The organism is Streptomyces sp. NPDC090032 (genome assembly GCF_044748025.1).
Lineage (GTDB): Bacteria > Actinomycetota > Actinomycetes > Streptomycetales > Streptomycetaceae > Streptomyces.
This window is the reverse complement of record NZ_JBIVFF010000036.1, coordinates 1-2446: the sequence shown is the minus strand read 5'-3', so window position 1 is coordinate 2446 and position 2446 is coordinate 1. Positions and strand designations below refer to the sequence as shown.

Annotated in this window: 3 protein-coding genes; all 3 read right to left on the bottom strand. The window is 66.4% G+C overall.

The window, feature by feature from the left end:
* A partial coding sequence (locus tag ACIPWY_RS40270) for an amino acid ABC transporter ATP-binding protein (protein WP_401537092.1) occupies positions 1-719 on the bottom strand: 719 nt, incomplete at its 3' end.
* Positions 719-1660 (bottom strand): amino acid ABC transporter permease, encoded by a 942-nt coding sequence (locus ACIPWY_RS40265; protein WP_383883313.1) that lies wholly within the window; start codon positions 1658-1660, stop codon positions 719-721. The genes ACIPWY_RS40265 and ACIPWY_RS40270, both read right to left, overlap by 1 nt.
* Positions 1661-1702: 42 nt before the next feature.
* On the bottom strand, positions 1703-2446 hold a 744-nt coding region (locus ACIPWY_RS40260), incomplete at its 5' end, for an ABC transporter substrate-binding protein (RefSeq protein ID WP_401537089.1).

The following is a 2446-nucleotide window of genomic DNA, read 5'->3' as shown; positions in this document are numbered from 1 at the left end:
GTCAGGACGTCGCGCGGGTTGCCCGATTCGACGACGACACCGCCGTCCATGAAGACGAGGCTGTCGCCGACCTCGCGTGCGAAGCCCATCTCGTGCGTCACGACGATCATCGTCATGCCGGACTCGGCGAGGTCACGCATGACGTCGAGGACGTCGCCGACGAGTTCGGGGTCGAGGGCCGAGGTCGGCTCGTCGAAGAGCATCAGCTTCGGGTCCATCGCCAGCGCGCGGGCGATGGCGACGCGCTGCTGCTGGCCGCCGGAGAGCTGCGAGGGGTAGTTCCCCGCCTTGTCGGCGAGGCCCACGCGCTCCAGGAGCTCGTTGGCCCGCTGGCGTGCCTGGGTCCGGGACTGGCGCTTGACCTGGACCGGCGCCTCCATGACGTTCTCCACGGCCGTCAGGTGCGGGAAGAGGTTGAAGCGCTGGAACACCATGCCGATGTCCCGGCGCTTGAGCGCGACCTCGCTGTCCTTCAGCTCGTAGAGTTTGTCGCCCTTCTGCCGGTAGCCGACCAGTTCGCCGTCGACGTAGAGCCGGCCGGCGTTGATCTTCTCCAGGTGGTTGATGCACCGCAGGAACGTCGACTTGCCGGAGCCGGAGGGGCCGATGAGGCAGAAGACCTCGCCCTCCTTGACCTCCAGGTCGATGCCCTTGAGGACCTCGACGTTGCCGAAGGACTTGTGGACGCCTTCGGACTTCACCATGGCGTTGGTGGTCATCACGCGGATCCCTTCGCCCGGCTGAGCGACAACAGGTTGGCCCGGATCTTCTGGAACGGTGTATCGGGCAGCGAGCGGCTGGAGCCGCGGGCGTAGTAGCGCTCCAGGTAGTACTGGCCGACGCTCAGGATGGACGTCATGATCAGGTACCAGGCGGCGGCCAGGAAGAGCATCTCCACCGGGGAGCCGGAGGTCTGGCCGATGTCCTGGGCGTACTTCAGTAGTTCGTAGTACTGCACGGCTGAGACCAGCGAGGTGGTCTTCAGCATGTTGATGACCTCGTTGCCCGTGGGCGGCACGATCACGCGCATCGCCTGCGGGATCACGATCCGGCGCAGGGTCTTGGCGTGGCTCATGCCGAGGGCGTGTGAGGCCTCCGTCTGGCCCTCGTCGACCGAGAGCAGGCCGGCGCGGCAGATCTCCGCCATGTACGCGGCCTCGTTCAGGCCGAGTCCGAGCAGCGCCGTCAGGAACGGCGTCATGAAGGAGGACCAGTAGTCCTTGTAGATCGGACCGAGGTTGATGTACTCGAAGACCAGGCCGAGGTTGAACCAGACGGCCAGCTGGACGAGAACCGGGGTGCCGCGGAAGAACCAGATGTAGAACCACGCGATCGACGAGGTCACGGGGTTCTTCGACAGGCGCATGACGGCGAGCAGGACGCCGCCGACCACGCCGATCACCATGGAGATCGCGGTCAGCAGCAGTGTCTGGCCGACGCCCTTGAGGATGCGGTCGTCGAAGAAGTAGTCCGGGATCGCACCCCAGTTGATCTTGCCCTGGGCGAACGCGTAGACGATCGCGGCGAGGACGGCGATCGCGACGACAGCGGCCACGTAGCGGCCGTAGTGCCGGACGGGGATGGCCCTGATGGCCTCGGGTCCCGCCTTGGGGGGCGGGACGTCCTCGGGCCCGTCCGTCTTGTCGATGTCAACAGACACGGGTGATGCCTTTCAAACGGCTGGGTGACGAGAGGGGCGCGGTCACTTGCCGCCGTTGACGGTGGCTTCCTTGACGGCGCCGGCCTCGACGCCCCACTTGGCGATGATCTTGTCGTACTCGCCGTTCTTGACGAGGGCGTCCAGCGCGGCCTTGAGGGCGTCACGCAGCTGGTCGTTGCCCTTGGCGACGGCGATGCCGTACGGGGCGGCCTCGACCTGGTCACCGACGATCTCGAAGTCCTTGCCGCCGCCCGAGGTCTTCACCGCGTACGCGGCGACCGGGAAGTCGGACGAACCGGCGTCGGCGCCACCGGAGCGCAGCCGGGTCTGGGCCTGCTGGTCGTTGTCGAAGGCCTCGATGGAGATCGTCTTGCCGCCCGGGCACTTCTTCGCCTCGGCCTTCGCCAGGTCGTGGGAGACCGTGCCGCGCTGGACGACGACCTTCTTGCCGCACAGGTCGGACCAGGTCTTGATGCCCTGGGTCTTGCCCTTCGGCGTGTAGATCGAGACGCCGGCGTTGAAGTAGTCCACGAAGTCGACGCCCTCGCCGACCTTCTTGCCGGTGTCGGAGTCGACACCGTTCTGCCGGTCCTTGGTGTCCGTCATGGCCGACATCGCGATGTCGTAGCGCTTGGAGCGCAGACCCGTGATGAGGGTGTCGAACGTGCCGTTCTGGAACTCGAACTTCACACCGAGCTGCTTGCCCATGGCGGCCGCGAGGTCGGGGTCGATGCCCGCCGTCTGGCCGGACTTGTCCTTGAACTCGACGGGCGCATACGCGATGTC